Annotated in this window: 21 protein-coding genes; 15 read left to right on the top strand and 6 right to left on the bottom strand. The window is 71.1% G+C overall.

The window, feature by feature from the left end; translation table 11 throughout:
- Nucleotides 1-112: 112 nt before the first annotated feature.
- Nucleotides 113-883, bottom strand: coding sequence for a hypothetical protein (locus ACP4E5_RS12330; protein ID WP_425827927.1), 771 nt, complete (start codon nt 881-883; stop codon nt 113-115).
- 103 nt (nt 884-986) lie between these two features.
- Between ACP4E5_RS12330 and ggt the strand changes: the two genes are divergently transcribed.
- Nucleotides 987-2,804, top strand: a complete 1,818-nt coding sequence (ggt, locus tag ACP4E5_RS12325) for a gamma-glutamyltransferase (protein WP_425827925.1) — start codon at nt 987-989, stop codon at nt 2,802-2,804.
- 162 nt (nt 2,805-2,966) lie between these two features.
- On the opposite strand, the gene map is transcribed toward ggt, so the two are convergent.
- The gene (map, locus tag ACP4E5_RS12320) at nt 2,967-3,734 is read right to left on the bottom strand and encodes a type I methionyl aminopeptidase (protein ID WP_425827923.1); all 768 of its coding nucleotides are present in this window, start codon (nt 3,732-3,734) and stop codon (nt 2,967-2,969) included.
- Nucleotides 3,735-3,810: 76 nt separating this feature from the next.
- Between map and ACP4E5_RS12315 the strand changes: the two genes are divergently transcribed.
- The 6 genes from ACP4E5_RS12315 to hydA all read left to right on the top strand — a co-directional run bounded on the left by ACP4E5_RS12315 (nt 3,811) and on the right by hydA (nt 11,052).
- Nucleotides 3,811-4,062 (top strand): helix-turn-helix domain-containing protein, encoded by a 252-nt coding sequence (locus ACP4E5_RS12315; RefSeq protein WP_425827921.1) that lies wholly within the window; start codon nt 3,811-3,813, stop codon nt 4,060-4,062.
- A gap of 116 nt (nt 4,063-4,178) precedes the next feature.
- A complete protein-coding gene (locus ACP4E5_RS12310; RefSeq protein ID WP_425827919.1) occupies nt 4,179-5,564 on the top strand; it encodes a hypothetical protein in 1,386 nt (461 codons plus the stop codon).
- A gap of 143 nt (nt 5,565-5,707) precedes the next feature.
- Nucleotides 5,708-6,991, top strand: a complete 1,284-nt coding sequence (locus ACP4E5_RS12305) for an aspartate aminotransferase family protein (RefSeq protein ID WP_425827917.1) — start codon at nt 5,708-5,710, stop codon at nt 6,989-6,991.
- Between the two features lie 124 nt (nt 6,992-7,115).
- Nucleotides 7,116-8,663: a PucR family transcriptional regulator gene (locus ACP4E5_RS12300; protein ID WP_425827915.1), complete on the top strand. Its 1,548-nt coding sequence runs from the start codon at nt 7,116-7,118 to the stop codon at nt 8,661-8,663.
- 117 nt (nt 8,664-8,780) lie between these two features.
- The gene (locus ACP4E5_RS12295; protein WP_425827913.1) at nt 8,781-9,623 is read left to right on the top strand and encodes a nitrilase-related carbon-nitrogen hydrolase; all 843 of its coding nucleotides are present in this window, start codon (nt 8,781-8,783) and stop codon (nt 9,621-9,623) included.
- Nucleotides 9,624-9,645: 22 nt separating this feature from the next.
- Entirely contained in the window at nt 9,646-11,052 is a 1,407-nt protein-coding gene (hydA, locus tag ACP4E5_RS12290; protein ID WP_425827911.1) for a dihydropyrimidinase, read from the top strand.
- 247 nt (nt 11,053-11,299) lie between these two features.
- Here the strand turns inward: hydA and ACP4E5_RS12285 are convergent, their stop codons facing one another.
- The 3 genes from ACP4E5_RS12285 to ACP4E5_RS12275 form a co-directional block, all read right to left on the bottom strand.
- Nucleotides 11,300-11,824 (bottom strand): hypothetical protein, encoded by a 525-nt coding sequence (locus ACP4E5_RS12285; protein ID WP_425827909.1) that lies wholly within the window; start codon nt 11,822-11,824, stop codon nt 11,300-11,302.
- Between the two features lie 29 nt (nt 11,825-11,853).
- Nucleotides 11,854-11,994 (bottom strand): hypothetical protein, encoded by a 141-nt coding sequence (locus ACP4E5_RS12280; protein WP_425827907.1) that lies wholly within the window; start codon nt 11,992-11,994, stop codon nt 11,854-11,856.
- 102 nt (nt 11,995-12,096) lie between these two features.
- The gene (locus tag ACP4E5_RS12275; protein ID WP_425827905.1) at nt 12,097-12,981 is read right to left on the bottom strand and encodes a dihydrodipicolinate synthase family protein; all 885 of its coding nucleotides are present in this window, start codon (nt 12,979-12,981) and stop codon (nt 12,097-12,099) included.
- A 159-nt stretch (nt 12,982-13,140) separates the two neighbouring features.
- Between ACP4E5_RS12275 and ACP4E5_RS12270 the strand changes: the two genes are divergently transcribed.
- From ACP4E5_RS12270 to ACP4E5_RS12260, 3 genes are all read left to right on the top strand, one after another.
- A complete protein-coding gene (locus tag ACP4E5_RS12270; protein ID WP_425827903.1) occupies nt 13,141-14,130 on the top strand; it encodes an NAD(P)-dependent oxidoreductase in 990 nt (329 codons plus the stop codon).
- A gap of 79 nt (nt 14,131-14,209) precedes the next feature.
- Nucleotides 14,210-15,568 carry an MFS transporter gene (locus ACP4E5_RS12265; RefSeq protein WP_425827901.1) on the top strand — a complete coding sequence of 453 codons (1,359 nt, stop codon included), beginning with the start codon at nt 14,210-14,212 and terminating at the stop codon, nt 15,566-15,568.
- 86 nt (nt 15,569-15,654) lie between these two features.
- Complete coding sequence (locus tag ACP4E5_RS12260; protein ID WP_425827899.1) at nt 15,655-16,329, top strand: GntR family transcriptional regulator; 675 nt, start codon at nt 15,655-15,657, stop codon at nt 16,327-16,329.
- Nucleotides 16,330-16,374: 45 nt separating this feature from the next.
- Here ACP4E5_RS12260 and ACP4E5_RS12255 read toward each other — a convergent pair whose 3' ends face one another.
- On the bottom strand, nt 16,375-17,169 hold the full coding sequence (locus ACP4E5_RS12255) for a DeoR/GlpR family DNA-binding transcription regulator (RefSeq protein WP_425827897.1): 795 nt from the start codon (nt 17,167-17,169) through the stop codon (nt 16,375-16,377).
- A gap of 89 nt (nt 17,170-17,258) precedes the next feature.
- On the opposite strand from ACP4E5_RS12255, the gene ACP4E5_RS12250 reads away from it, so the two are divergent.
- The 5 genes from ACP4E5_RS12250 (at nt 17,259) to ACP4E5_RS12230 (ending at nt 22,337) form a co-directional block, all read left to right on the top strand.
- On the top strand, nt 17,259-17,906 hold the full coding sequence (locus tag ACP4E5_RS12250) for a bifunctional 4-hydroxy-2-oxoglutarate aldolase/2-dehydro-3-deoxy-phosphogluconate aldolase (protein ID WP_425827895.1): 648 nt from the start codon (nt 17,259-17,261) through the stop codon (nt 17,904-17,906).
- A gap of 74 nt (nt 17,907-17,980) precedes the next feature.
- Complete coding sequence (locus ACP4E5_RS12245) at nt 17,981-19,306, top strand: MFS transporter (protein ID WP_425827893.1); 1,326 nt, start codon at nt 17,981-17,983, stop codon at nt 19,304-19,306.
- A 24-nt stretch (nt 19,307-19,330) separates the two neighbouring features.
- Nucleotides 19,331-19,927 (top strand): P-loop nucleotide/nucleoside kinase family protein, encoded by a 597-nt coding sequence (locus tag ACP4E5_RS12240; RefSeq protein WP_425827891.1) that lies wholly within the window; start codon nt 19,331-19,333, stop codon nt 19,925-19,927.
- A 142-nt stretch (nt 19,928-20,069) separates the two neighbouring features.
- The gene (locus tag ACP4E5_RS12235) at nt 20,070-20,807 is read left to right on the top strand and encodes a GntR family transcriptional regulator (RefSeq protein ID WP_425827889.1); all 738 of its coding nucleotides are present in this window, start codon (nt 20,070-20,072) and stop codon (nt 20,805-20,807) included.
- Nucleotides 20,808-20,918: 111 nt separating this feature from the next.
- The gene (locus ACP4E5_RS12230) at nt 20,919-22,337 is read left to right on the top strand and encodes a cytosine permease (RefSeq protein ID WP_425827887.1); all 1,419 of its coding nucleotides are present in this window, start codon (nt 20,919-20,921) and stop codon (nt 22,335-22,337) included.
- Nucleotides 22,338-22,339: the final 2 nt, after the last annotated feature.

Here is a 22,339-nt window from a genome sequence, read left to right as displayed (position 1 = left end):
CTGCCGCGTGCCGGTCGGGACGCGCCTGCTTGCCGAGGATGAGCGGACCCTTGTCGCATTCGTACGCGGCGGGGGTGCCGCTCGCCTTGGTTTCGGGGCCCTTTTCCTGGCCCTATTTGGCGCGGTGCGCGGCGCGGCCCCCATTGGCCGGCGCGGCGGCAGGCAGCGGGGCCTCGGCCGCCTTCGTGACATCGGCGACCACCTCGACGACGTCGGGCCCGTACGCCCCGGAGTTCACGACCTTCAACAGCAGCACGAAGGAGTTGTTGCCGTGCTTGCGGGCGAGCCGCTCGTGGTGGCGGGCGAGATAGCGCGTGGCGGCCTGGTTGGTGACCGGCAGCTGCCCGCAGAACAGGAAGACCGGCCTCGCCTCGGGGGTGGCGGGGCCGGCGGTGAGACGGGCCAGGAGCACGTACTCGGTTCTGCCCGGCTCCAGGCGGTAGCGCTCGGAGCCGATCTGGAAGGCGCCGCGGTCCGGGCCCGGCTCGGGGTCGGTGTTCACGCGGATGCCGGGCAGCAGGCTGACCATGTGCGCGGCCATGCGTCTGTTGGAGGCCGGGCCGCCGACGCAGAACTCGGTCCGGTCCCCGAAGCCCTGCTGCGCGGTGTCGTGGGCGACGATCTGGGCGTGCGCGTTGCAGTCCTTGATGAGCGCGGAGAGCTCCAGGAGGGCGAAGACGTCGTGGCGCTTCACCGTCAGCTCGGGGCCGCCCGCGTCGCGATTCACGACGAGCAGCGACTCGGAGTTGTCGGGCAGCCCGAAGAAGGCCTGCTTGCGGCGGAGCTTGCGCCGCCACAGGTAGGTGCGGGCGAGCCAGCCCAGCGTGGCGCTGATGCCCGCCGCGATCAGGCCGAGGACGATGTTGCGCACGTCTTCAGTCATGGGGGCGCACTCTAGCGGGATGTTCGACCGGGGTTCGAGGGGGTCCTGACGGCGCGGGCCGATCAAGTTACGCTGCGCTGACGCCTGTTGACCGGAGGTACTGATGAGACGTTCAGTTGTGCGGAATCTGTCGGTCTTCGCCGCGCTCGGCAGCATGGTGGCGGTCGGTGCCGCGGCGCCGCCTTCGTCCGGTGCGCCTTCGTCCGGTGCGCGTACGCCCGTGAAGGAGCCGGTCGCGGTCGGCTCCGGCGGCGCCGTGGCGAGCGTCGACGCGGACGCCTCCGCGGCCGGCATCGAGGTGCTCAAGAACGGGGGCAACGCGGTGGACGCCGCCGTCGCCACCGCGGCCGCCCTCGGGGTGACCGAGCCGTACTCGTCCGGGGTCGGTGGCGGCGGCTACTTCGTCTACTACGACGCCAAGTCCCGCAAGGTCCATACGATCGACGGCCGCGAGACGGCGCCGCTGACGGCCGGCTCCGACCTCTTCCTGGAGAACGGCAAGCCGCTCGCCTTCAACGACGCGGTCACCAGCGGGCTGAGCGTGGGGACGCCGGGCACTCCGGCCACGTGGCAGTCGGCCCTTGACGCGTGGGGGAGCCGGGGGCTCGGCTCCGTGCTGAAGCCCGCGACGAAGCTGGCGAGCGACGGGTTCACCGTCGACGACACGTTCCGCTCGCAGACCGCGTCGAACGAGGCCCGGTTCCGCGACTTCCCCGACACGGCGAAGCTGTTCCTGCCGGGCGGGAAGCTCCCGGCGGTCGGCTCGACGTTCAAGAACCCCGATCTGGCGCACACCTACGAGCAGTTGGGCCGGGAGGGGATCGGTGCGCTGTACCGCGGCGACCTCGGCAAGGACGTCGTGAAGACGGTCAACAAGCCGCCCGTGGACCCGGGTTCGGGGTACAACGCGCGGCCGGGAAAGCTGTCGGCGAAGGACCTCGCGGCCTACGGCGCCAAGCTTCAGGCGCCGAGCAGGACCTCGTACCGCGGCCTCGGTGTCTACTCGATCGCGCCGTCCTCGTCGGGTGGCACGAGCGTCGGCGAAGCGCTCAACATCCTTGAGAACACCGACCTTTCGAAGGCGTCCGACGTCCAGTACCTGCACCGGTTCATCGAGGCGAGCCGGGTGGCCTTCGCCGACCGGGGGCGCTGGGTGGGCGACCCGGCCTTCGAGGACGTGCCCACGAAGGGGCTGCTGTCACAGCGGTTCGCCGCCTCCCGTGCGTGCCTCATCAAGGACGACGCGGTGCTCAAGAGCCCGCTCGCGCCCGGGGACCCGCGGCATCCCGGCAAGTGCGGCGAGGCCGGGGACAAGGCGGCGCCCACGACGTACGAGGGCGAGAACACGACGCACCTCACCACTGCCGACAAGTGGGGCAACGTCGTCTCCTACACCCTCACCATCGAGTCGACCGGCGGCAGCGGCATCACCGTGCCGGGGCGCGGCTTCCTGCTCAACAACGAGCTGACGGACTTCTCGTTCGCGCCCGCGAGCCCCGACGTACACGACCCGAACCTGCCGGGGCCGGGCAAGCGTCCGCGTTCGTCCATCTCGCCGACGATCGTGCTGGACCGGTCCAACAAGCCTGTGGTCGCGGTCGGTTCACCGGGCGGCGCCACCATCATCACCACGGTCCTGCAAACGCTGACGGGCTTCCTCGACCGTGATCTGCCGCTGGTCGACGCGATCGCGGCGCCGCGGGCGAGTCAGCGCAACGCGGCGCAGACGGAGCTCGAACCGGGGCTGTACGACAGTGCGTTGCGGGGGAAGCTGGAGGCCATCGGCCACTCCTTCAAGGAGAACCCGGAGATCGGCGCGGCGACGGGCGTCCAGCGTTTGCCGGGCGGGAAGTGGCTCGCGGCGGCGGAGAAGGTACGCAGGGGTGGCGGTTCGGCGATGGTCGTCACGCCCAGCAAGTAGCACGCGGCCGTCCGGTCCTACGCTCGGGGCTCCGCCCCGGACCCCGCGCCTCAATCGCCGGCGGGGCTTGATCCGTCGAGCCCGATCCAACAAGCCCCTGCGGCGATTGAGCAGCGGGGTCCGGGGCGGAGCCCCGAGGGCGCAACACCGGTTCCGCCGGGGCTAGCGGGCCGTAAGAACGCGCGGCCCCCCGTCCGTGATCGCCACGGAGTGCTCCGCGTGGGCGGCGCGGGAGGCGTCGTTCGTGCGGAGGGTCCAGCCGTCCGGCGCCTCGTGGTAGCCGTCCCCGCCGCCACCGATGACCATCGGCTCGATCGCCAGCGCCATGCCGTGCCGCAACCGCATGCCCCGGCCCGCACGCCCCTCGTTCGGCACCGGCGGATCCTCGTGCATCCGCCGGCCGATGCCATGGCCGCCGAACCCCTCCGGGATGCCGTACCCCGCCTCCCGGCACACCGTGCCGATCGCGTGCGCGATGTCCCCGATCCGGTTGCCGGCGACCGCCGCCCCGATCCCCGCGGCGAGCGCCCGCTCGGCCGTCTCGATGAGCCGTACGTCCTCCGGCCGCGCCCTGCCGACCGTGAAGCTGATCGCGGAGTCCCCGGCCCAGCCGCCGAGCTCCGCCCCGCAGTCGATCGACACCAGGTCCCCGTCCCGCAGCCGGTACGCGGTCGGGATGCCGTGCACGATCGCGTCGTTCACGGACGCGCAGATCACCGCGGGGAACGGCGTCGGCGCGAAACTCGGCCGGTAGCCGAGGAACGGGGACGTCGCCCCCGCCTTGCGCAGCACGTCGCGTGCCACCTCGTCGAGCTCCAGCAGGCTCACGCCCACGGCCGCGTGCTCACGCACCGCGGTGAGCGCGTCGCCCACGACCCGCCCCGCCTCCCGCATCTCGTCGATCGATGTGTCCGTCTTCAGTTCCACCATGCCAATAACTATACCGGTATTTAAATCCGGTACATAAACCCGGTATATGAATTGGGCTCTCGGGTAGCATGGGGGCATGGTCCGAACCCCTTTGACCCCCGAAGAGCGCGAGCGCGGCGAGCACCTCGGCCGGCTGCTGCGCGAGGCGCGGCTCGGGCGCAGCATGACCGAGGTGGCCGCGGGCGCGGGCGTCTCCGTCGAGACGCTGCGCAAGATCGAGACGGGCCGGGCGCCGACCCCCGCCTTCTTCACGGTCGCCGCGCTCGCCCGGGAGCTGGGCCTTTCCATGGACGAGCTGGTGACGCGCTGCGCGCTGGTGCCCGCCTGACGGATGCCGGTGTCCACCCCGAAAAGCGCGCGTAGCACCCCCGTAACACGCGAGGTGTTTGCTTCCGGAGCGTAAGGCTCCAAGAAGGGTGCAGGGCGCGACGATCGGCGGGGCGCGTGGCGGAAGTGGGACAACTCCCGGACCGGGTACGGGACTTCGCGGCATATCTGCAAGGCCTCAACGCCCGGCTCGATCAGCGCGCCGGCTGGTGCGGCGTCTTCTGGCAGCGGGACCCCGAGGGCATGCGGGCGTGTCTCGACGGCGTCGAGGTGCCGCCGTGGGACGTGGTCGAGGCGCTGCTCAAGGACCTCGCGGCCGGGACGGGCGCCGGGCACGCGGAGCGCGAGGCGGCCCGTGCGCGTGCTCTGCACCGCGCGTCGGCGCGCGCCCACGACGCCGGGCCCGGCGGGCGCGCGCGGCTCACCGACCGGATGGACGTGATGGAACGCGAGCGCCGGTACGCGGCGGCGCGTGCCCAGGAACTCGGTGCCCGCCTCGAATCCGCCGCCGACCAGGAAGAGGCCGACGCCGTCCGCCTCGAACTGGCGTGGGCGCGCGACGACCACGAGCGGGCGACGGCGCGGTTCGCCGAACTCGGGGCGAGGTTGGCGGAGTTGGGTCCGGATCCCGGGGACCGGAGCGCCGAGGCCGAGGCCGAGGCCGAGGTCGAGGTCGAGGTCGAGGGGGCGGCGACCGCGACCTGGCGGCCACCGCCACCACCACCGCCGTCCCGCCCCGCGCCTGCGCCTGCGCCCGCCAAGCAACGTAAACGGCGTGCCCGCGGCAGCGCCCGCTTCGCCGGTATGCCGGTGGGCGAACCGGAGGAGTCGGGGGTCGCGACCGCGCAGCCGTCCTCCGGGTCCGGGCACACCGCCACTCCCGCTGCCACGCCTGCTGCGACGCCCACCGGCGCCCGCTTCGCCGGCGCCGCGGTGGAGCCGGTGGCGGCCCCCGCCCCACCCCCGGTCGACGGCGCCGCGCACGCCGACGTCGCGGCCACCGTCGCCCTCCTCGCCCGCCACCGCGCCGAGGGTCGCAGCGGTGAGGCGCACATGGTCCTCGTGGACGCTGTCGCCGGACCGGCCGCCCAATTCCCGCTCTTCGCCGAGGAGTTGTCGAGGGCCGGGCTCGGCGCCGACTGGGCCACCCTGCTGTGGGAGGCCGGGTCGCTGCCGCTGGACCGGCTGGTCGCCGCCGCCGACGCGCTGGTCGCGGCCGGCCGCACCGGCGACGGGCGGCAACTGCTGCGCCAGGGCATGGGCAGCCCACCCGCCGAATTCGGCGCCGCGGTGGACCGGCTCGACGCTGAGGGCAGACACCACGAGGTGCGCACCCTCCTGGACGCGTACGTCCGCGGCCGCACCCCCGAAGAGGCCGCCCACAGCGCGCGCGGCGCCCCCGACCGGCTCGTCCCGCTGCTCCTCGACGCGGCGCGACGGGTCTCCGAGGATCGGTACTGGGACGTGGTGCACGCGCTGCGCGTCGCGGGCCTCGCCCACTGAACCGTCACCCGCACGGGTGTCGGGGCCGTCCCGATCCAGCGGGTTGCCGACGATGCCCTTGGCAAGCCCTCCCGTGAGGCTTAGGTTCGACCCTCTACCTCCGTTCTACGTGCGTAGAGACGTAAGGAAAAGGAGTGCTGCCGATGACCACCCCCTCCCGAGCCTCTCTGCACGACCGCCACCGCGAGGTCCTGCCGGACTGGCTGGCGCTGTACTACGACGAGCCGATCGAGCTCACGCACGGCGAGGGCCGGCACGTCTGGGACGCCGAGGGCAATAAGTACCTGGACTTCTTCGGCGGCATCCTCACCACGATGACGGCGCACGCCCTGCCCGAGGTGACGAAGGCGGTGAGCGAACAGGCCTCCCGGATCGTCCACTCGTCGACGCTCTATCTGAACCGCCCGATGGTCGAACTCGCCGAGCGCGTCGCCCAGTTGTCGGGCATCCCGGACGCCCGCGTCTTCTTCACCACGTCCGGCACCGAGGCCAACGACACGGCGCTGCTGCTCGCCACCTCGTACCGCCGCTCGAACCAGATCCTGGCGATGCGCAACAGCTACCACGGCCGTTCGTTCTCCACGGTCGGCATCACCGGCAACAAGGGCTGGTCGCCGACGAGCCTGTCCCCGTTGCAGACGCTGTACGTGCACGGGGGCGTGCGCGGACGCGGCCCCTACGCCCATCTGTCCGACGCCGAGTTCACCGACGCCTGCGTCGCGGACCTGCGCGACATGCTCGGCCAGACCCGGGGCAACGTGGCGGCGCTCATCGCCGAACCCGTCCAGGGCGTCGGCGGCTTCACCTCCCCGCCGGACGGCCTGTACGCCGCCTTCCGCGACGTCCTGCGCGAGCACGGCATCCTGTGGATCTCGGACGAGGTGCAGACCGGCTGGGGCCGCACCGGCGAGCACTTCTGGGGCTGGCAGGCACACGCGCGGTCCGGCCCGCCGGACATCCTGACCTTCGCCAAGGGCATCGGCAACGGCATGTCGATCGGCGGCGTCGTCGCCCGCGCCGAGGTCATGAACTGCCTTGACGCCAACTCCATTTCGACGTTCGGCGGCTCCCCGATCACCATGGCGGCGGGCCTCGCCAACCTCTCGTATCTCCTGGAGCACGACCTCCAGGGCAACGCCCGGCGGGTGGGCGGACTCCTCATCGAGCGCCTGCGCGCGATCGCCGCGACCGCGCCGGGCGTGCGCGAGGTGCGGGGGCGCGGGCTGATGATCGGCGTCGAGCTTGCGGGTCCTGGCCCCGACGCGGCGGAGGTCGTCGAGTCCTGCCGCGCGCAAGGCCTGTTGATCGGCAAGGGCGGCGGCCACGACTCGAGCGTTCTGCGGATCGCTCCGCCGATGAGTTTGACGGTGGCGGAGGCGGAGGAGGGGGCGGGGATTCTGGAGCGGGCGTTGCGGTCCACGTCCTAGCCCACCCAAGCCTCTCCGGCGATCGAGGCATTTGAGCCCCGCTCTGGGACGAGAGGCAGCGGGGTCCGGGGCAGAGCCCCGCAACCGCACGCCGGGTAGCGCTCCACGCGAGGGAGGCCCAGCCATGTCCACCGCGAACACCCTCTCCGTCCGCCAAATACTCGCCCTCGACCGCATCGCCGCAGGACAACCGGAGGTGGTCGCCGCGGCGGACCACCTCGACCGCCCCGTCCGCTGGGTGCACGTGGCCGAGGCCGCCGACGTGGGCGTGATGTTGAGCGGCGGCGAGATGATCCTCACCACCGGAGTCCTGCTCGCGGACGACGAGCGGCTGCAGACCGAGTACATCGACTCCCTGCACCGCGCGGAGGCCGCCGCCCTCGTCCTGGGCCTCGGCCGCGCGTTCCCGTCCTCCCCGGAGGGGATGCGCCGCGCGGCCGAACGGCACGGGCTGCCCATGGTGGTGCTGCACCGCCCGTTCCCCTTCGCCGAGCTGACGGAGGAGGTGCAATCCCGGCTCGTACGAAGGAAGTTCGCCGCCGTCAGCCTCTCGGAGGGGATCCGTACCGCGCTCACCGGCCTCATCACCGCGGGCGCCCCGCTGCAAGGACTGCTCGACGAGATCGCCGCGCACAGTGGCTGCCCGGTCGTCCTCACCAACCTCGCCCACCGCGTCCTCGCCACCGCGGGCGAACGCCCCGCCGTCGACGACGTGTTGCGCGACTGGGATCGCATCGCCCGGCAGCCCGGCGGGGTCGACGGGGAGGGCTGGATCCGCGCGGACCTCGGCGGCCGCGGCGAACGCTGGGGCTCCGTCGTCCTGTGCGGGCACCACGGCGACGGCGCGTCCGGGCGGCTGCTCGCGGACCGTGCGGCGGAGGCCCTGGTGCTGCACCACCTCCTGGCGGGCTCCGGGCCGAGCTGGGAGGAGCAGTCGGCCCGCTGTCTGCTCGCCGACCTGCTCGCCGGCGGCGCCCCGGCCCGCGGGCTGCTGCCCCGCGCCCGCGCGGCGGGCCTCCCGGTGAACCGCCGCACCTTCCTCCCCCTCGTCGTACGCGACACATCACCGTCCCAACTCGACCGCCTCCTGCGCCTATTGGGCCTGACCGGCCTCGTGGCGGAACTCGCCGAGCGCTCCACCGCCGTCCTCCTCAGCCTCGCCCGCGACCAGGCGCCGGAGGGCATCGCCGCACACTTCGCCGACCGGCTGCGTGCGGAGACCGGCGAAGCGCGGGCCGTCGTCGCGGCGGGCCCCGCCCGCACCGCCTGGGACGACGTCCCGGAAGCGCTGCGCGAAGCGCTGCACGTCGCCGACGCCGTCACCGGTGCGCCGCCCGGCCTCCCGTCGGTCGTCCGCATCGGCGACGTACGACTGCGCGGCCTCGTACGGCAGTTGCGCGACGACCACCGCGTACAGGCCTTCTCGGAAAGGGAGTTGGACGCCATCCTGTCCTCCGAGGACGCCGCGGAGCTCCTCCCGGTCCTGCGCGGCTACCTCACCACCGGCCGCAACAAGTCCCGCACCGCTCAGCTCACCCACATGAGCCGACCCGCCCTCTACCGCCGCCTGCAATCCATAGAGACGCTGCTCGGCGTCGACCTCGACGACTTCGAGCAGGCCGCGTCCGTCCATCTGGCCCTGCTCGCGCACGACGCGCAGTCGGGGCCGTGACACCGTGCAACGTCGACGCCCCCGCGCGTGACACGCTGCGACTCGGCCACAGCGCCCCCACCCTCTACCGTCTGAGCCATCACCATCCGCGCCATCGAAGAACCGTGGGAGGTCCCGATGAGCCCCGTGATCCGCGCCGCCATCTTCCAGACCGCATGGACCGGCGACAAAGAGTCCATGATCAAGGTGCACGAGCAGGCGGTCCGCGACGCCGCCGCCCAGGGCGCCCAAGTCCTCTGCTTCCAGGAGCTGTTCTACGGCCCCTACTTCTGCCAGGTGCAGGACGCGAAGTTCTACGAGTACGCGGAATCGGTGCCGGACGGACCCGTCGTCCAGCGCTTCCAGGCCCTCGCCCGCGAACACGGCATCGTCCTCGTCCTTCCCGTCTACGAGGAGGAGCAGCCGGGCGTCCTCTACAACACGGCCGCCGTGATCGACGCCGACGGCAGCTACCTCGGCAAGTACCGCAAGACGCACATCCCGCAGGTCAAGGGCTTCTGGGAGAAGTTCTACTTCCGCCCCGGCAACAGCGGCTGGCCGGTGTTCGACACGGCGGTCGGCAAGATCGGCGTCTACATCTGCTACGACCGGCACTTCCCGGAGGGCTGGCGCGCACTGGGCCTCGAAGGCGCCCAGATCGTCTTCAACCCGTCGGCCACATCGCGCGGCCTGTCCCGCTACCTCTGGCAGCTCGAACAGCCGGCGGCGGCGGTCGCCAACGAGTACTTCGTGGGCGCGATCAACCGCGTGGGCATCGAGGAGTACGGCGACAACGACTTCTACGGCACCTCCTACTTCGTCGACCCCGAGGGTCAGTTCGTGGGGGAGGTCGCCGACGACAAGGCGCCCGAACTCGTCGTCCGCGAGCTCGACATGGCGAAACTGCGCGAGGTCCGCGACCGCTGGCAGTTCTACCGCGACCGCAACCCGCAGGCGTACGAGCCGCTGACCCGCCCCTGATCACCTGTCATTGGAGGAGCACATGAGCGCCGTCCGAACGGTCATCCGCGGCGGTCTCGTCGTCACCGCCGCCGACGAGATGCACGCCGACGTCCTCATCGAGGACGGCCGCGTCGTGGCCCTCGCGGCCACCGGGAGCGACACCGCCGCGTCCTGGACGGACGCGCGCACGATCGACGCCTCGCAGAAATACGTCATCCCTGGCGGCGTCGACGGGCACACCCACATGGAGATGCCGTTCGGCGGCACCTACGCCTCGGACACCTTCGAGACGGGGACACGGGCGGCGGCGTGGGGCGGCACGACGACGATCGTCGACTTCGCCATCCAGACCGTCGGCCACTCCCTGCGCGAGGGCCTCGACGCCTGGTACGCGAAGGCGGACGGCCAGTGCGCCATCGACTACGGCTTCCACATGATCGTCTCCGACGTCCATGAGGACACGCTGAAGGAGATGGACCTGCTGGTGGGGGAGGGGGTGACGTCCTTCAAACAGTTCATGGCGTACCCCGGCGTCTTCTACTCCGACGACGGGCAGATCCTGCGGGCGATGCAGCGGGCCGGTGAGAACGGTGGCCTGATCATGATGCACGCGGAGAACGGCATCGCGATCGACGTCCTGGTCGAGCAGGCGCTGGCCCGCGGCGAGACCGACCCGCGCTACCACGGCCAGGTCCGCAGGTCCCTCCTGGAATCGGAGGCGACGCACCGCGCGATCAAGCTGGCGCAGGTGGCGGGCGCGCCCCTGTACGTGGTGCACGTGTCGGCGCAGGAGGCGCTCGCGGAGCTGGCGCGCGCTCGCGACGAGGGCCTCCCGGTCTTCGGTGAGACGTGCCCGCAGTACCTGTTCCTGTCGACGGACAACCTGGCGGAGCCGGACTTCGAGGGCGCCAAGTACGTGTGCAGCACGCCCCTTCGCCCGAAGGAGCACCAGGCGGCCCTGTGGCGGGGCCTGCGCACGAACGACCTCCAGGTCGTCTCCACCGACCACTGCCCCTTCTGTTTCAGCGGGCAGAAGGAGCTGGGCCGCGGCGACTTCTCGAAGATCCCGAACGGGATGCCGGGCGTCGAGAACCGCATGGACCTCCTCCACCAGGCCGTGGTCGACGGCCACATCTCGCGCCGCCGCTGGATCGAGATCGCCTGCGCCTCGCCGGCCCGGATGTTCGGCCTGTACCCGAAGAAGGGCACGATCGCGCCGGGCGCGGACGCGGACATCGTGATCTACGACCCGACGGCCGAGCAGACGATCTCCGCCGCCACCCACCACATGAACGTCGACTACTCGGCCTACGAGGGCAAACGGCTCACGGGACAGGTCGAGACGGTCCTGTCCCGCGGCGAACTCGTGGTAACGGACCGGGAGTTCACGGGGCGGGCAGGGCACGGGGTGTATATGCCGCGGGGGACGTGTCAGTACCTCGATTAAGAGGGGGCCGGCTGCTCGACTCGCATGGCGCGCACTACGCTCTGGACATTTCCGGAGGGAGTGATGGGTACGGCCGGCCAGGCGATGTACGGCTGGCGGATCAGCAGGTGGCCAGTGGGCGTGCCGAGACTTGTCCGGCGCTCGCGTCCGAGGTCGCGGGGCGCGTGAAGCGGGCCCTGCACCTCATCAAGAACATGCCGGGCGAGCGGCTGACGTCAGTGGGCGTGACACACGCGCCGGACCCCCATCACGGTCGCTTGCTTGTTCCGGATGACTTTCTTGACGTTGTAGATGTGCTGTTGGTCGCCACAGCCCCGCCGATCCTGCGGCTTGAGGAGCAAGCCTCGCGGTCGCGTTCGGACAGCCGAGCGGCCCAGATCCCGGCGGGCGTGCGGCTGGCGACGAGAGCGAAGCAGCGATCCAACGTGATCGGGCCGCCACCGATCACGAGACCCGCCTCGGTGTATGTGGCCGACCAGAAGGCTGTCGCGGTGAAGGTGTCGCGCGACGTGTCGTAGGCGATCACCGGGGCGTGGGTGTGCTGCCAGATGGCATCTGTCAGTGCGTCGGGGGCAGTCAAGCGGCTGGCCTTCAGCGCGCGGGCTGTCGCATCCGAGGCGCGGTGGGCCCGCTGAAGAATGGATGCCTCGGCTGCCTGCTCGCGCTGGCTGTTGACCCTTCCGGTATGCCAGGCCGAGTACCAGAAGTAGGCGAGGAGGCCGAGAGGAGTGATTAGCAGGACGAAGCAGCCTGTGGTGGTGCGACGTCGCATCACCACAGATCTCTTCGTAGCGGTCGGCATCAGCCGCCTGCGTAACCGATGCCGGCCGGCGTCTGGTCCATCACCTGATCGTACTTCGAGGTACCGGGGTTCTTCGGGTGGAAGGACTCAAGTCCGGCGCGGACCCGCCCATCGCGGCCATCACGTGTTTCGGCGGGCATGTGCGCGAACACCCTGGCCCAGCCGGGGCATTGCCCAAGAAGGTGCGCGGCGTCGCGGGTGTGGGTGTACCAGCAGCGGCGCGAGGCCGGGCCACATGAGCGTCAGGCGACCAGGTCGGCGACCAGCTTCTCGATCTCCGCGGCCGTCCGCTCGTCCGGGTGGCCGACGGTCATGCGTGCCGTGCCGGCGGGAAGTCCGCGTGCTGTCAGAGCGTGCTTGATGCGTCCGGTGCTGGGGCCGAGTAGCGCGACGACCCTGTCCACGCGGTCCTGGAGGCGGGCGAGTTCGTCGGCCGGGGCGCCGGCGCGGTGGGCCGCGGCGAGTTCGAGGAAGGGTTCGGGCAGCGCGCCGGAGCAGCCGGAGATCACCCCGGCGCCTCCCTCGTCGAGGACCGTGGTGAGCAGCGCGTCGTTTCCGGAGTAGACGGTGAAGTCGGCGGGCAGCGCGGATCGGTAGGCGGCGACCTCGGTGGAGGGGGAGCCGCTGAGCTTGACACCCGCGAATCCGCAGTCCGCGGCGAGCCGCGCGAACAGCTCGGGGTCGACTGTGATCCCGCTGCGCTCGGGGAACAGGTACGCGTACAGCTCCGCGTCGCCCGCGGCCTCGCGCACCCGGCGGAAGTAGTCGAGCAGCTCGCTCTCGTCGGCGGCGAAGTAGTACGGCGTGAGTGCCGCGATGCGGGTGGCGCCGGCGGCGACAGCGTCCCGGGTGAGGGCTACAGCGGTGTGCGCGTCGGGGGCGCCTGTGTGCGCCATCACGGCCTGGGGGCCGGCCGTCTCAAGGGCCAGTTCGAGGAGCTGCAGCCGTTCCGTGCGGTCCAGGGCGGGAAACTCCCCGGTGGTGCCCGCGATCATCAACTGCCCTGTCGTGGCGGCGGTGAAGTGGAACAGCTCGCGGGCGGCGGCCAGGTCCACGGCGCCGGTGGGAGTGAACGGTGTGGTCAGTGGGGTGATGACCGTGGACTGCGCAGGTGCGGAAAGGGACATGGCTGCAGATTTCCTCATGTTTTCGGGTGGCGGTGCGGGAGTCCTGGGCATTTCGTTAACGGTTAACCGTTGACGGTTGCCGATCGTACGCCTGAGGATGATCGGCGTCACGAGCCGCAGGGGTCGCAAGCGAACCCCGCATCACCCCGGAGCGCACCCATGCCCGCCCAGCAAGAACACCTCGTCAGCCTCTACCACTTGAACGACCTCGGCCCTGCGGAACTGCGTCGGCTGCTCCCCGGCCACCAGGACCTCCGCATCTCCGAGATCGGCCCCGACGAGGACCCGCGGGACCACCTCGAGACGCTGTCCACGGCCACCATCGTCCTCGCTCCGCTGGAGAAGGAACGCCGCATCACGGCGGAACTGATGGACGCGATGCCGCACTGCCGGCTGATCCAGTCGGTCGCGGTCGGCTTCGACGGCGTCGATCACGTGGCGGCCGCGGAGCGGGGCATCCCGGTGGCCAACCTGCCCGGCTTCAACACCGATGCCGTCGCCGACTGGACCGTGGGTGCCCTTCTCTATCTGCTGCGGCCCTTTGCCTTCGGCCACGCCAAGATCGAGCGCGGGGAATGGGGCCCCGAGGGGGTCCGGGGGCACGATGTGTCCGCGCGCACCGTCGGCATCGCGGGCTTCGGCAACATCGGGCGCGCGGTCGCCCGCAGGCTCGATGCCTTCGGCGCGGACGTCCTCGTCCACGACCCGAACCCGAGCGAGCCGCATCGTACGTATGTCTCCCTCGAGGAGCTGGCCGAGCGCTGCGACGTCCTGACGCTGCACATGCCGCTGAATGAGGCGACCCGTGGCGTCGTCGGAGCGGACCTGCTGGCTCGCATGCCGCGCGGCTCGTACGTCCTGAACGCCGGACGCGGCGGCGTGCTCGACGAGGCGGCCGTCGCGGACGCCCTGGACTCGGGGCAGTTGGCCGGTGCGGCGCTCGACGTGTTCGCCGAGGAGCCGCTGCCCGCCGGCTCGCCGCTGCGCGGTCGCGCCGGCGTCCTGCTCAACCCGCATGCCGCGGGCGTGACGTACGAGGCGTACCACAACCTGCGCTCGTCCGTGATCGAGAGCCTCGACCAGGTGCTCTCCGGCAAGGCCCCGCGGGCCGTCGTCAACGGTGTGGGGCCCGACGAGGCCCGCGGCTGAACACCGCGCGCACCCACTCGCCCGCGCCCCCGCTCTTCTTCCCCGCTTCCTCCCGTCCCCGAGACCGTATTGGTGCACGATGACGTCCACCCAACCCGGAACCCGGCCTTCCGGCCCCGGTTCCGACACCCCGCCGCCCGCAGCACCTCGTCGCCGTGTCGGCCGTGTGCGTTTCGCGGTGCTGGCCCTGCTCTTCGCCGGCATCACGATCAACTACATCGACCGGGCCACGCTGAGCGTGGCGCTGCCGCACATCAGCCAGGACTTCCACATCTCCTCGACGATGTCCGGGCTTGTCATGTCGGCCTTCTTCTGGACCTACGCGTTCGGGCAGATGCCGGGCGGCTGGCTCGCCGACCGCGTCGGGCCGCGGGTCGCCCTCTTCTTCGCGAGCCTGTGGTGGGGCGTGGCCACGGCGCTGATGAGCGTCGCCCGCGGCACCGGCATGCTCGTGGCCCTGCGCATGGTCCTCGGCCTCGGTGAAGCTCCCTCGTTCCCGGCCAGCGCCAAGGTCGTCGCGAAGTGGTTCCCCCAGAGCGAACGCGGCTTCGCCTCGGCCACGTTCAACAACGGCAACGCCGTCGGGGGCGCCCTGTCCATCCCACTCGTCGCCCTGGTGGTCGCCGGTATCGGCTGGCGTGCCGCGTTCCTGGTGGCAGGCGGGCTCGGTGTCCTGTGGGCGCTGGGATGGTGGCTGTACTACCGCGATCCCGAGCGCCACGGGCAGCTGAAGAAGCCGGAGTTCGACTACATCAGGGCCGGCCAGGACGTCACTGACGTTCCCGAGCAGGTAGCGGTCCGCTGGCGTGACCTGTTCCGCTTCCGCCTGATGTGGGCGATGATGCTCGGCTTCTTCTGCGTCAACTTCGTCGCCTACTTCTTCATCACCTGGTTCCCGTCCTACCTGGTGGACACGTACCACCTGTCGACCCTCAAGTTCGGGTTCCTTGGCATGGTTCCGGGCATTGCCTCGATGATCGGCGGCTGGTGCGGCGGCCTCGTCTCCGACTGGCTGGTGCGGCGCGGCACCCCGGTCACCAAGGCCCGGAAGATCTGCCTCGTGGGCGGTCTGCTCGGCACCTCCGTGATCGCGCTCGCCGTCATCTCACCGAGCGTCGGCATGGCACTGACCGCCTTGTCCGCCTCGTACTTCTGCTCCACCTTCGCCGCGGCCAGCGTGTGGTCGCTGCCGGGGGACGTGGCTCCGACCCCTGGCCACGTGGGCTCGATCGCGGGCATCCAGAACACGGCGGGCAACATCGCCGGGATCGTGTCGCCGCTCCTGCTCGGCGTGCTGATGGGGACCAACGGCTCGTTCGCCGTGCCACTCCTCACGGCCGGTTGTGTGGCACTCATCGGCGCGGCTACGTATGCGTTCCTGCTGCCGAAGGTGCGGCCGCTACGACTGGAGACGTCCGACTCCGACACGATGGCATAGTGGTCATCCGTCTCCGGTCAACCGTTGACGATATGACGGACCATGAGCGAATCCCGTGCGCGTACGGGCTGCAAGGAGGATCAGGCGTGAACCCGCTGGCAGTGGATCAGGTACGGCAGCTGCCGCTGGGCGAACACGTGGCGCACCAACTGCGCGGTCGGATCGTCAAGGGTGAACTCGAGCCTGGCACCCACCTCGTGGAGGGAACCCTCGCCGACAGCTTCGACGTCAGCCGGGGCCCCATCCGCGACGCGCTGCGCCGCCTCGAGGCCGAGGGCCTGGTGGAGTCCCGGCGCCGCGGAGTGTTCGTCACCGGGCTCGACGAGGACGACATCGACGAGCTGTTCACGCTCCGCGAGTCCATGGAGCGACTCGCTCTGACGCGCGCCATGGAACGCGCCGATGGGCAGGCGGCGGCGGACGCGCTCCAGGCTCAGGTCGAGATCATGGCGAGGGCGGCGGAGGCCAAGGACCCCGCCGCCTTCGCCGAGGCGGACCTGCGTTTCCACACCTTGTTCTACGAACTCGCCCAGCACCGGCGCCTGTCGGCGGTCTGGGACCAGTACCGTCCGGTGTTCACCGTCCTTCTGGACGTCACCAACACCCAGGACCGCGACCTGCACCCGTCCGTCGACTCCCACGCAGACCTGGTTCGCGCCTTCCGGGCGGGCGACGCCGAGCCGGCGGTGGCGCTGCTGAGCGAGCACATCCTCAGCGCCGGGGACCGGCTGAGGAAGGCGCGGCGGGGCACGGCCGTGTGAATTGGTGTGAACCAGCCGTGAGTTGCCGGTGCGCTGCCGCTGCCCTCATGCCTGCGCGCGTAGCACCCTCGGGCCCCGTGCCTCGATGCTGCCGGCGACCTCGGCGGGCAGATCGGCGTCCGTGACGACGGTGTCGAGTTCGGAGAGGCGGGCGACCGTGAACCGCTCGACGCCGCCCCACTTCGTGCTGTCGGCGAGCAGGGCCACCGAGGCGGCGGATTCCATGACGGCCCGCTTCAGCAGGACCTTGTCGGAGTTGTGGCTGGTCACGCCGTGGGACAGGTCCCAGGTGCCCGTGCTGAGGAAGGCCACGTCGATGTTGAGCGCGGCGACGGTCCGGGCCGCGAGTGGGCCACTGCTCGAACCGCTGTCGGCGTCGGCCTCTCCGCCGGTGTGGATCGCGTGAACGGACGGCAGAGCCATGAGGCCGAGCGCTGCGTGGAAGTCGTTGGTGACCACCGTCAGACCGGTGCGGTCCTTGAGCAGCGGGACGACTTCCTGGCAGGTGGTGCCGGCGTCGAGGTACACCACCATGGCGTCCTCGACGAGTTCGAGGGCGGCCCGAGCGACCGCCTGCTTGCGGGGCATCTCCAGGGCGGCGCGTGAGGCGCGCTCGCGGGGCGGCGTGCTGCCCGACCAGTCGGTGAGGCGGACGCCCCCTTGGACGGAGACGACCTGACCACTCTGCTCCAGGGCGGCGATGTCACGCCGGACCGTCATGTGGGAGACGTTCAGCCGGTCCGTCAGTTCACGGATACTGAGGACGCCGCTGCCCTGTAGGAGGCGCAGAAGTTCCTGCTGGCGCTGCTCGGGGATCAGAGGTGCCTTGCCGCCGCTCACTGTGTGACTCCCACTCCGTGGCTCCCGCTCTGTGACTCCGCTCTCACTGGCGTGACATCGTGTGAATCCAAGTTCTACGGTGTTGCGCCATGGGAACAAAGTTTAACGCCCTGGACGCGATCGTCCGGCCCGGGGCCCTCTTGATCGTCCGCCTCGACACCGCGGAGGAGGCCCTGGCGGTCTCCGAGGCGGCGATCGAGGGCGGCATCCGCGCACTGGAGATCACTCTCTCCGTGCCGGGAGCCCTGGGCGTCATCACCACGCTCGCCGAGCGTCACGGCAAGGACGGCGTCGTCATCGGCGCCGGCACGGTCCTCGACGAACAGTCCGCGCACCACTGCATCTCGGCCGGCGCCAACCTCCTGGTCAGCCCCAACCTGAACCCGGCGATGCTGGCGACCGCCAACCGCTACCAGGCCGTCACCGTCAGCGGCGCCTTCACCCCCACCGAGATCGTCGACTCGATGCAGGCCGGCGCCGACATCGTGAAGCTGTTCCCCGCCGAGTTCGGTGGCCCCGGATACGTACGCACGGTCAAGGCCCCGCTGCCGCAGGCCCCGCTCATGCCCGCGGGTGGCGTCACCGCGGACAACGTCAAGGAGTGGTTCGACGCCGGTGTCACCGCCGTGGGCGTCGGCTCCTCCGTCACCAAGGCCGCGCGCGCCGACGGGGACTACCGCAAGGTCACGCGGGCCGCCGAAGCCATGTTGTCCGCCATCGCCGAGGCCCGTGCCTGATCGGCGCCTGTCCCGCCGCACACGCACGCCACGTACCGTTCCCGCAGCCGTTCATGGAGCAAAGGAGCTCTTCCATGGCCGAGCAGACCGCCGCGCCTCCCGTCCCTCTCGACCTGGACAAGGGCGAGGCCGCGCTGCGCAAGTCGATCAGGATCCGCTGGGTGCTCGTCGCCCTGCTGGTGATCGGCGGCGTCGTCAACTATCTCGACCGGGCGACGCTCAGCATCGCGAACACCACCATCGCCGGCGAGTTCCAGCTGAGCTCGACCGAGATGGGGCTGCTGCTCGCGGCCTTCTCCTGGCCGTACGCGATTGCCAACCTGCCCGCCGGGTACCTCATCGACCGCTTCGGCCCGAAGAAGATGTACGCGTGGGCGGCCGGGCTGTGGTCGCTGGTGTCCATGGTCGGAGCGGCGGCCACCTCCTTCGGCACGCTGTACGCGGCACGGGTCGCGCTCGGCGTCGCCGAGTCGCCGTTCTTCGCCGCCGGACTCAAGGTCAACGAGCGCTGGTTCAACAAGGAAGAGCGCGCCCTGCCGATCTCCATCGTCAACACCGGCTCGCAGATCGCCAACGCCCTCGCCCCGCCGCTGCTCACCGGCCTGTTGCTGGCCTTCGGCTGGCGCGGCATGTTCCTCGCCATCGGAGCCATGGGCCTGGTCGTCGTCGCTGTGTGGCTGCGGATCTACCGTGATCCCACCCTTCGCGAGGAAGCGATGATCAAGGGAGCCGAAGCCGCCGAGGCGGCGGCCGCCGCGCAGCGGGCCGTCGGACCACAGGCCGGCTGGGGCCAGATGTTCAAGGAGAAGAACACCTGGTTCATGGTGCTCGGCGCCTTCGGCATCTTCTACACCGTGTGGGTCTACCTCACCTGGCTGCCCAGCTACCTGCAGACCTCGCGCGGCTTCAGCCTCGCCGACACCGGCTGGCTCTCCTCGCTCCCGTACCTGTGCGGCATCGCGGGCGTCCTGGCCGGCGGCTGGCTGTCCAACCGGCTTGTCCGCACGGGGCGTTCGGCGGTCACCGCGCGCAAGGTGCCCATCGTCGGCGGTGCCGCCCTCGCCGCCCTCGCGGTCCTGCCCGTCGCCTACGTACACAGCACCGGCCTCGCGATGACCCTGCTGTGCGTCGGCTACTTCGCCGCCCAGGTCCCGTCGGGCTGTCTGTGGACGCTGGCCGGTGACATCGCCGAGAAGCACCAGGTCGCCTCGCTCGGCGCGATCCAGAACTTCGGCGGATTCCTCGGCGCCGCGGCCGCGCCCGTCGTGTCCGGCGCGATCCTGGATGCCACAGGGAACAACTACCACCTGGTGTTCCTCGTCGGCGCAGCGCTGCTGATCGTGGGGGCCCTGTCGTACCTCCTGTTCGTCAAGGACCGCCGCACGGCCGTCGCCGCCTGACCCACGCCTTCCCGGAGCCCGCCCGTGAACACCCCTCGCGTCCCTCGTCTCTACCTGGCGATCGGCCCTGCCGGGTCCGGCAAGTCCAGCGTCGCCCGGATCGTCGCCGAGCGGACCGGCGCCGCCTACCTCGACAAGGACACCGTCTGCACGCGCCTGACCGAGGCCCTGCTCACCGAGGCCGGCACGGACCCGGCCGAACGGGACCACAACCCGTACTATCAGTCAGTGGTCATGGACCTGGAATACGCGACCCTCCTCGACCTGGCCGGCGACAACCTCCGCCTCGGCCGCCCGGTGGTCCTCGACGCTCCCTTCGGCCGCTACTTCGACGACCCCGGATACCTCGATGCGGCCGCCGCCCGGCACGGCTGGCCGCAGGGTACGGAGTGTGTGGTGGTCCGAGTCCGGGTGGACAAGGAGACCGCGCGTTCCCGCGTCCACGCCCGCGGGAACGCGCGCGACGCGTCCAAGCTCGCCGACTGGGACGCCTTCTGGGACAAGGCGTCCCGCGCCGAGTGCCACTGGACAGGCGCCCACCGCGTGGAGCTCGACAACGGGGTCGACGGTATCGACGCGGACGCGGTGGTGCAGGCGCTGAGCGCCGTACCTTCCGCGTAACCCATCCCCCTCAAGGCGGCCGGCACCGACGGGGCGTCGGCACGGCGGCGCGCCCCTCCCCGTAACACGCCACCCCGTCCCGTAACGGCGCGACAACAAGCGTTCAAAGCCGCGGAAATTGACGCTGCCTACGGTTCCGGTCATGGACGCACCCGTGCATACACCGATGTCGACACGGCCGTCCGCGCCCTCCGTAACGGGGCGCGGCGGCCGGAATCGGCGTGAGGAGACGTACGCCGAGCTGCGCGGCATGCTGCTGCGTGGCGAATTCGGTATGCGTACCCGGCTCGTGGAGCTGCACCTCGCCCAGCGCCTCGGCGTGTCCCGGACTCCCGTCCGGGAGGCGCTGGTTCGGCTCGTCGCGGACGGTCTTGTGGAGCGCGTGCCGGACGGTTTCTACACCGCCCGCCTCAACCTCGCCGAGTTGCGCGACCTCTACGAGTTGCGGATCACCGTGGAGTTGCGCGGCATCTCCCGCGCGCTGGAGTCCGACGGTGTGGTGCACGACGCCCGGCTGTTGGAGCCGTTGCGCGATCACTGGCGGTCGCTGCGCGCCGACATGCCGCCCCCGGACCCCGGATTCGTGCTCCAGGACGAGGAGTTCCACCGTACGCTGCTGTGCTCCTCGGGCAATCCCCGGCTGGCCGAGACGCTCCAGTCCGTCATCACCCGGATCCGGCCCGCGCGGATGTACGACTACCTCACCGAGGACCGCGTCGAGCGCACGATCATCGAGCACCTGGAGATCGTCGAGCATGTCCTCGCCCGTCGGCTGCCCGAGGCGCTGACCGCGCTCCGTCGGCACGTGGGGGAGTCCCTCGATGTCGTCGAGAGACGCGCCGCCCACGCCATCGCGCAGATGGCGCTGCATCAGGGCTGAGTGCGCCGCCCGTCCTCCTGCCGCTTCCCACCCCCCACACACGCAAAGCCTGGCAGTACCCGCTCCCGCCGCCCCCGCCTCCATCCCCCCCGCGCCGTCTGGAGTTCCCTCATGCCATCCGTACGCCCGGACGCCGACATATCCGCCGGATCGCCGGCACCGACCACCGAGTCCGCCCACGGCCTGCAACTCCAGGACGAGTTCGAGGACCGGCCCGTGCCGCCGGAGCACCGACGCTCGCTGCTGTCGGTGTCGTCTGTCTGGTTCGGATTTCCGATGGTGCTCACCAACGCCGTCTTCGGCGGAGTCATCGTCTTCAACCTCGGATTCGCCCGCGGCCTGCTCGCGATCGTCGTCGGCTGCCTGATCCTGGGCGGCTACGTCGGGGCGCTCAGCTTCCTCGCGGGACGAACCGGCAGCACCTTCGCCCGCATCGCCGCGGTCACCTTCGGGCCTCGCGGCGCCGTCGTGGCCTCCGGTTTCCTGGCGACCGTCGTCATCGGCTGGTTCGCCTTCCAGGTCGGGCTCACCGGCGCCACGCTGCACACCGCGCTCGGCTGGCCGACCCGGGTCACCGTGCTCGTCGCCGGGGTGCTCTATGTCGCCCTCGCCTACGCCGGCATCCGGGCGCTCGCCGCGATCGGCTGGATCGCGGCACCGCTGTACCTGGTACTCGGCGCCGTGGCCATCGTGTTGGCGCTGCGCGAGTCGAGCGTGTCCGACGTGCTGTCGTACGACGGGCAGGCGCCGGCCGGCGGGGCCCTGGCGTTCGGGGCCTGCGTCACCATGGTCGTCGCCGGGTTCGTCGACTCGGGCACCATGACCGCGGACTTCACCCGCTGGTCGAAGAGCGGCCGCGAGGCGGTGCTCGCCTCGCTCACCGCCTTCCCGGTCGCCAACCTCCTGGCGCTGGTCGTCGGTGCCGTGGTGGTCGGCGCGGGCGCCGCCGCCGCGCCCGGCTCCGCGGGCGGCGACTTCCTCGGTCTGCTGACCGAGCACAGCGGGCCGCTCACCGCTGCGGCCGTCGTCTTCGTCTTCGTCAACCTCGGTTCGGTCTCCGCGCACTGCCTCTACAACGCCGCCGTCGGCTGGAGCCAGTTGACCGGTGCCACCATGCGCCGCCTGGTGCTCATCATCGGGGCGGTCGGCCTGGCCGTCGCCCTCGCCGGGGTATGGGAGCACTTCGAGACCTGGCTGACCCTGCTGGGCGTCTTCGTGCCGCCCATCGGCGCGGTCCTCATCACCGACCAACTGCCGCGTCGCCGCTCGGCCGACTCCCGTCCGACGGGGCCGGGTCTGCGGCCGACGCCGCTGATCGCCTGGGCCGGCGGAGCGGGCCTCGCCCTGCTCGCGCACTACCAGGGGCCGCAGTACTGCTCGGCCGTCACCGGCATGCTCGCCGCCGCCCTCCTCTACCTGGCCGCCGAACGGCTGCTGCCCCCGGCCGCCTCCGCGACCCCCTCGCCCACCGCACCCGCAACCGCATCCGCATCCGCACAGGCGTCCGCGCCCGCGCCCGGAAGGAACTGACC

The sequence above is a fragment of the Streptomyces fractus genome (assembly GCF_049844455.1).
In the GTDB taxonomy this organism is placed as follows: domain Bacteria; phylum Actinomycetota; class Actinomycetes; order Streptomycetales; family Streptomycetaceae; genus Streptomyces; species Streptomyces fractus.
This window is presented reverse-complemented; position numbering and strand designations above follow the sequence as displayed.